This window comes from Mycobacterium sp., from assembly GCF_049281135.1.
In the GTDB taxonomy this organism is placed as follows: domain Bacteria; phylum Actinomycetota; class Actinomycetes; order Mycobacteriales; family Mycobacteriaceae; genus Mycobacterium.
This window is the reverse complement of the sequence record NZ_JBAPRN010000342.1, coordinates 1-6,446: the sequence shown is the minus strand read 5'-3', so window position 1 is coordinate 6,446 and position 6,446 is coordinate 1. Positions and strand designations below refer to the sequence as shown.

The following is a 6,446-nucleotide window of genomic DNA, read 5'->3' as shown; positions in this document are numbered from 1 at the left end:
TGGCCGGCCCGCGCGGCCCAGGCGGCCGCCGCCGAGCCGGCCGGTCCGGCGCCCACCACCACCACGTCGGCATGGGAGTCCATGCTCCCCAGTATGTTGGTCGGGTGAGGACTCCTGCGACGGTGGTAGCGGGCGTGGACTTTGGTGACGCCGCATTCGCCACCGATGTGCGCGACGGGGTGGCCCGTATCGAGCAACTGATCGAAACCGAGCTGCGCGGGTCAGATGACCTGATGACAGATGCCGTGCTGCATCTGTTCGAGGCCGGCGGCAAACGATTCCGGCCCCTGTTCACGGTGTTGTCGGCGCAATTGGGGCCGCGTCCGGACTGCGACGAGGTGACGATCGCCGGTGCGGTGATCGAGCTGGTGCATTTGGCCACGCTCTACCACGACGACGTGATGGATGAGGCGCAAGTGCGCCGCGGCGCACCCAGCGCCAACCTGCGCTGGAGCAACAACGTCGCAATTTTGGCCGGCGACTATCTGTTCGCCACCGCCTCGCGGCTGGTGTCGCGGTTGGGCCCTGATGCGGTGCGGATCATCGCCGAGATCTTCGCCCAGCTGGTCACCGGCCAGATGCGCGAAACCCAGGGGGCCGCCGATCAGGCCGATCCGATCGCGCATTACCTGAGGGTGGTGCACGAGAAGACGGCCTGCCTGATCGGCGCGGCCGGACGGTTCGGCGCGATGTTCTCCGGCGCCGACGAAGACCAGATCGAGCGGCTCAGCCGACTGGGCGACCTGGTCGGCACCGCGTTCCAGATCTCGGACGACATCATCGACATCGACAGCGACCCCGACGAGTCCGGCAAGCTGCCCGGCACCGACCTGCGCGAAGGTGTTCATACGCTGCCGGTGCTCTATGCATTGCACGACACCGGGCCCGATGCCGACCGGCTGCGTGAGCTGCTGGCCAAGCCGATCGAGGACGACGCGGTGCTGGCTGAGGCGCTGACCCTGCTGCGGGCCTCGGCGGCCATGGCCAAGGCCAAGGACACGGTCGCGCAGTATGCGGCGAAGGCCCGCGAGGAGATGGCCGCGCTGCCCGACGGCCCCGGACACCAGGCGCTGACGACTTTGGTCGATTTCACCATCAGCAGACACGGCTAGCTTCGGGGGAACTCTGGGACACGTCATCGGCGTTTAATGAACGTGTCTGTAGGAGGAAGTTGATGACCTGGCATCCGCATCACAACACGGCGAAGACGTTCGCGTTGCTGGTAGGAATGTCGGCACTGATCGTGTTCGTCGGCAGTTTGTTCGGCAGGGGTGTGATGTTCCTCGCCGTCGTATTCGCCGTCGGCATGAACATCTACACCTACTTCAACAGCGACAAGCTGGCGCTGCGGGCGATGCACGCTCAGCCGGTGTCGGAAGTGCAGGAGCCGGCGATCTACCGGATTGTGCGCGAGCTGGCCACCACCGCTCACCAGCCGATGCCGCGACTGTTCATCAGCGACACCGCCGCGCCCAACGCGTTCGCCACCGGCCGAAATCCGCGCAACGCCGCGGTGTGCTGCACCACCGGGATTCTCAACATCCTCGATGAGCGCGAGCTGCGTGCGGTGCTCGGGCACGAGCTGTCGCACGTCTACAACCGCGACATCCTGATCTCATGTGTGGCCGGCGCGCTTGCGTCGGTGATCAGCGCCTTGGCCAACATGGCGTTCATCTTCGGGTCGATGAGCGGCAACGATCGCGAAGGCGGCAATCCCTTTGCGCTGCTGCTGGTTTCGATGCTGGGCCCGATTGCGGCGACGGTGGTGAAGATGGCCGTGTCCCGATCGCGGGAGTACCAGGCCGACGAGTCCGGTGCGATGCTGACCGGCGACCCGCTGGCGCTGGCATCCGCGCTGCGCAAGATCTCCGGCGGCGTGCAGGCCGCGCCGCTGCCGCCCGAGCCGAAACTGGCCGCCCAGGCCCATCTGATGATCGCCAGCCCGTTCCGGGCCGGGGAGAAGATCGGTTCGCTGTTCTCCACGCACCCGCCGATGGCCGACCGGATTCGTCGCCTCGAAGAGATGGCCGGGCGGTAAGTCACACCAGCCTCAGAAGTCTCCACAACTGACCATAGGGTGACTTTTTAAATCGACGCCACATGCGATATCACCACCTCATGAATCGGTATACCTACCGCGCCGAATGGTCCTCTGAGCACGGCGAATATGTCGGCCGCTGCCTCGAATTGCCCTGGCTGTCGGAGTGGGCGCCGACGATGCAGACGGCGATCGCCAGCGTTGAACGCGCCGTCGACGAACACCTCTCCGAACGCGGCGAAGATGTCCCGCCGCCGCTGACCGAACGGAAGTTCAGCGGCAAGTTCCTCGTGAGGACGTCACCGGCGCTGCACGCCCGATTGACTGTCGAGGCCGCCGAGCAGAATGTGTCGTTGAATCAGTGGGTGGTGCAGAAGCTGGCGGATCGGCCGCCGGTTGGCCTTTTCGACCTCTGATATCGCCGGTGGTCTCGTTTCGAAAGTAGGTCTATACCTCGAGAGACCCGCGCACCCTCAGAAACCTGCGCCGTGCACTTCGTGTCCGGGTCTTTCGACCATCAGCCCGCGATAGGCCTCTTCCACCTTGGAGCCGTGGTTGATCACACCGTCGACCTCGCGAGCGATCGGCATGTTCAGCCCGTACTTGTCGGCGAACTCCATGATCACGCTGGCGGCTTTGACGCCCTCGGCCACCTGGTTCATCGACGAGATGATTTCGTCGATAGGTTTGCCCGCGCCGAGCTGCTCACCGACGTGGCGGTTGCGGCTGCGCTGACTGGTGCACGTGACGATCAGATCGCCCATCCCGGCCAGCCCGGAGAAGGTGTCACGCTGACCGCCCATCGCCTCGCCCAGCTTCGACATCTCCCGCACCGAGCGCGCGATCACCATGGCGCGAGTGTTCTCGCCGATGCCCAGCGAATAGCCCATTCCGACCGCGATCGCGTACACGTTCTTCAAAGCCCCGGCCATCTCGACACCTAGCACATCGTCGACGGTGTACACGCGAAAACGCTTGGTGTGGAACAGTTGTGCCAGCCGGGCGGCAAGATGCTGGTCGGGCATCGCCAGCACCGCCGCGGCCGCGTAGCCTTCGCCTACCTCGCGGGCGATGTTCGGGCCGGCCAGGATACCGGCGGGATGGCCGGGCAGCACCTCGTCGACGATCTGCGACATCCGCATGTTGGTGCCTTGCTCGAGACCCTTGACCAGCGACACCACCGGTACCCATGGTCGCAACTCGGCCGCGAGCTCGGTGAGCACCCCGCGGAACCCGTGCGACGGCACGCCCATCACCACGACGTCGGCGCACTGCGCGGCCTCGGCGAAGTCGGTGGTGGCGCGCAGGCTTTCGCTGAGGCTGACGTCCTTGCCCAGATAGCGCGTGTTGCGGTGGTTCTCGTTGATGTCCTTGGCGGTCTCGTCCGAGCGCACCCATTGCAGGGTCGGCCCGCGGCGCGCGCAGATAGATGCGACGGTGGTGCCCCAGGAACCACCACCCAAGACGACGACGTTCGGTTCCCGCATAGCAGCTGCCATGGCGACCAGCGTATTGCCGTCACCCGATCTTCACCGGCAGTTGGGCAGATGCAGTTGGGCAGATGCGGCGCTATCCGACCAGCGCCTTCTTCTGGGCGCGGCCGAACACCATGGCCTCGGTGATCCGGTCGAACCGGTAATCGATGACGTCGGCATAGTAGTTCTGCCGAACGTTCCACGGCCGCTTGATCCCCGATTTCGGCAGCGCGTGCGGCGTCCGCAGCACATAGCCGGCCTGGATGTCCCACGCCGACTTCTCCGGCATCGGCTCACCGTCCAAATGCGGGTAGGCGTGGGTGTAGCCGTGAGACTTCATGTGAGCTACCAGCTTTGCCGTCGCGCGGGCGGTCATGTCGGCGCGCAGCGTCCACGAGGCGTTGGTATATCCGACGCACCAGAACAGGTTCGGCACTTCCTCCAACATGTGGGCCTTGTAGACGAAGCGGTCCTGCGGCTTGATCTCCGCTCCGTCCAAGGACACCACCACCCCACCCAGCGCCTGCAGTTGCAGACCGGTAGCGGTCACGATGATGTCGGCATCCAGATGCTCACCCGACTTCAAAGCGATTCCGGTCGAATCGAAGTGGTCGATATGCTCGGTGACCACCTCGGCACGGCCATCGCCGATCGCGACGTAGAGGTCGGCATCGGGGATCAGGCACAGCCGCTGGTCCCATGGGTTGTAGCGCGGCTTGAAGTGGGTCTCGACGTCGTAGCCCTCGGGAAGGTAGCGCACCGCGATCCGGCGGATCCACCACTTCACGAAGCCCGGTGTCTTGCGGGCCAACAACCAGATCAAGCCTTCCAGCAGCGCATTACTCTGCCGGACGATCGAGTGAGAAATCTTGCGCGGCAATACTTTCCGCACAAAGTTTATCGGCCCGCTGGTTTTGGGCGCCGAGAACAGATAGGTGGGCGACCGCTGCAGCATGGTCACCTTCGAAGCCTTCTCGGCCAGCGACGGGATCAGCGACATCGCCGTGGCGCCGCTGCCGATCACCACTACCTTCTTGCCTTGGTAGTCGAGATCCTCGGGCCAGTGCTGTGGATGAACAATCGAGCCGTCGAACTCGCTGAGGCCGGGGAAGTCCGGGGTGTAGCCCTCGTCGTAGCTGTAATAACCGGACCCGAAGAAGAGGAAGCGGCCGCGATAGGTCTTTTCGGTCCCGTCCTGCTCGGCGGTGACCGTCCAGGTGTCGTCCGTGGAGTTCCAGTCCGCCGAGCGGACGTGGGTGTTGAACCGGATGTGCTGATCGATGCCGTACTTGTGCGCGGTGGCCTTCAGGTACTCCCGGATGTGGTCGCCATCGGCCACCCGCTCCGGGCCGGTCCATGGCTCCCAGGGGAAGCACAGGGTGAAGATGCTGCTGTCCGAGCGGACGCCTGGGTAGCGGAACAGATCCCAGGTGCCGCCGATCTGCTCGCGTCGCTCCAAGACCACGTAGCTGGTGCCGGGATTGCGCTCGGTGATGCGGTGAGCCGCACCCAGGCCCGAGAAGCCCGCCCCGATGATGATGACGTCAACGTCTGTCGCCTCGGATGGCGTTACGGTCATCGATACTCCTCGCTTCAAACAAGCCTGTGGCCTACTTCACCAGATTAGGCACGGACCGGTTCATTAGGCGAGGGGCTACCGGTAGTTGACGAATTGCAGCGCGACGTCGAGGTCGGCCTTTTTGAGCATCGCGATGACCTCCTGCAGATCGTCGCGCTTCTTGCTGGTGACGCGCACCTCGTCGCCCTGGATCTGGGTTTTGACGGTCTTGGGGCCCTCGTCGCGGATCAGCTTGGTGATCTTCTTGGCGTTCTCGCTGCTGATGCCCTCTTTCAGGGTGCCGGTGACCTTGTAGGTCTTGCCGGAGGCCTGCGGCTCGCCGGCGTCGAAGGACTTGAGGCTGATGTCGCGCCGGATCAGCTTTTCCTTGAAGACGTCGACGGCGGCCTTGACGCGCTCCTCGGTGGAGCTGGTCAGCTCGATGGCCTCTTCACCCTTCCAGGCGATTTTGGTGTCGGTGCCGCGGAAGTCGAACCGGGTGGAAAGTTCTTTGGCGGCCTGGTTGAGCGCGTTGTCGACCTCCTGCCGGTCGAGCTTGCTGACGACGTCGAACGATGAATCCGCCACTGGATACGTCCCCTTCTATCGATGTTGGCCGTTTGTTATCCGAGTACACCTTCGTTGTAGGCTGCTACACGCAACACGGCAGATTGCCCGAGCGGCCAATGGGAGCGGACTGTAAATCCGTCGGCTTACGCCTACCCAGGTTCGAATCCTGGATCTGCCACAGAGGTTAGAGGGTACGTGGTCCCGCAGCAGCTATTTTGAGCTGCGGGCCAGTCCAAGTTCGCCGTTTGCCGACGGGTCGGGGTTCGGTTGCGCCGCAGCTTCGACGACGGCGGTGACTCGGGTGCCGTGTCCGGGCGCAGCATCGATCTTGAGTTTCCCGCCGATTGCTGACACGCGGTCGGTCATATTGGTCAGCCCGGTGCCGGTGGTTGCGGGCTCGAACCCGCGCCCGGTGTCGCTGATCGTCAGGGTGAGTGTCCGCCCGTCGGCGTGACCAGTGATCGTGACGACAGTGCCGGGGCCGCCGTGCTTGATGGCGTTCTGCAGCGCTTCGCTGCAGCAGAAATAGAGCGCGGCTTCGATCGGGGCGGGGTAGCGGCCGATCTCCTGCAGGTCCAGTCGAATCGGGATCGGGGCATGCGCGGCGACCGACGACAAGGCTTGCGGAAGGCCCTCGCTGACCAGCGACGGAGGGTAGATGCCGTGCGCGAGCCTGCGGATCTCGGCGATCGCATCTTCCAGCAGTTCGGATGCCTCGGTGAGCAGCGGCTGATGTTTGCCCTGTTCAGCTTTGCGGGCGAGTTGGATGAGCACCGCCAGGGCGACGAGGTGCTGTTGGGCACCG

Annotated in this window: 7 protein-coding genes and 1 tRNA gene; 4 read left to right on the top strand and 4 right to left on the bottom strand. The window is 64.4% G+C overall.

Going from position 1 to position 6,446, the window contains the following annotated elements:
* Positions 1-104 precede the first annotated feature (104 nt).
* The 3 genes from grcC1 to WAN02_RS13840 all read left to right on the top strand — a co-directional run bounded on the left by grcC1 (position 105) and on the right by WAN02_RS13840 (position 2,454).
* Positions 105-1,112, top strand: a complete 1,008-nt coding sequence (gene grcC1 / locus WAN02_RS13850; protein ID WP_422264768.1) for a nonaprenyl/(2E,6E)-farnesyl/geranylgeranyl diphosphat synthase — start codon at positions 105-107, stop codon at positions 1,110-1,112.
* Between the two features lie 62 nt (positions 1,113-1,174).
* Positions 1,175-2,038: a zinc metalloprotease HtpX gene (gene htpX / locus WAN02_RS13845; RefSeq protein ID WP_422264766.1), complete on the top strand. Its 864-nt coding sequence runs from the start codon at positions 1,175-1,177 to the stop codon at positions 2,036-2,038.
* Between the two features lie 80 nt (positions 2,039-2,118).
* On the top strand, positions 2,119-2,454 hold the full coding sequence (locus tag WAN02_RS13840) for a type II toxin-antitoxin system HicB family antitoxin (protein ID WP_422264765.1): 336 nt from the start codon (positions 2,119-2,121) through the stop codon (positions 2,452-2,454).
* A gap of 57 nt (positions 2,455-2,511) precedes the next feature.
* Here the strand turns inward: WAN02_RS13840 and WAN02_RS13835 are convergent, their stop codons facing one another.
* The 3 genes from WAN02_RS13835 to WAN02_RS13825 form a co-directional block, all read right to left on the bottom strand.
* Positions 2,512-3,537: an NAD(P)H-dependent glycerol-3-phosphate dehydrogenase gene (locus WAN02_RS13835; protein ID WP_422264764.1), complete on the bottom strand. Its 1,026-nt coding sequence runs from the start codon at positions 3,535-3,537 to the stop codon at positions 2,512-2,514.
* Positions 3,538-3,607: 70 nt separating this feature from the next.
* Positions 3,608-5,092 carry a flavin-containing monooxygenase gene (locus WAN02_RS13830; protein WP_422264763.1) on the bottom strand — a complete coding sequence of 495 codons (1,485 nt, stop codon included), beginning with the start codon at positions 5,090-5,092 and terminating at the stop codon, positions 3,608-3,610.
* Between the two features lie 75 nt (positions 5,093-5,167).
* Positions 5,168-5,659 carry a YajQ family cyclic di-GMP-binding protein gene (locus tag WAN02_RS13825; protein ID WP_325693941.1) on the bottom strand — a complete coding sequence of 164 codons (492 nt, stop codon included), beginning with the start codon at positions 5,657-5,659 and terminating at the stop codon, positions 5,168-5,170.
* Between the two features lie 77 nt (positions 5,660-5,736).
* Between WAN02_RS13825 and WAN02_RS13820 the strand changes: the two genes are divergently transcribed.
* Positions 5,737-5,819: transfer RNA gene (locus tag WAN02_RS13820), tRNA-Tyr, on the top strand.
* A gap of 32 nt (positions 5,820-5,851) precedes the next feature.
* Here the strand turns inward: WAN02_RS13820 and WAN02_RS13815 are convergent.
* Positions 5,852-6,446, bottom strand: a 595-nt coding sequence (locus tag WAN02_RS13815) for a sensor histidine kinase (RefSeq protein WP_422264761.1), incomplete at its 5' end; no start/stop codon positions are given.

Bases quoted from the DNA above. Each gene is read 5' to 3' on its own strand.
- htpX (WP_422264766.1), top strand. From the start codon at position 1,175: ATGACCTGGCATCCGCATCACAACACGGCGAAGACGTTCGCGTTGCTG.
- WAN02_RS13840 (WP_422264765.1), top strand. From the start codon at position 2,119: ATGAATCGGTATACCTACCGCGCCGAATGGTCCTCTGAGCACGGCGAA.
- WAN02_RS13835 (WP_422264764.1), bottom strand. From the start codon at position 3,537: ATGGCAGCTGCTATGCGGGAACCGAACGTCGTCGTCTTGGGTGGTGGT.
- WAN02_RS13830 (WP_422264763.1), bottom strand. From the start codon at position 5,092: ATGACCGTAACGCCATCCGAGGCGACAGACGTTGACGTCATCATCATC.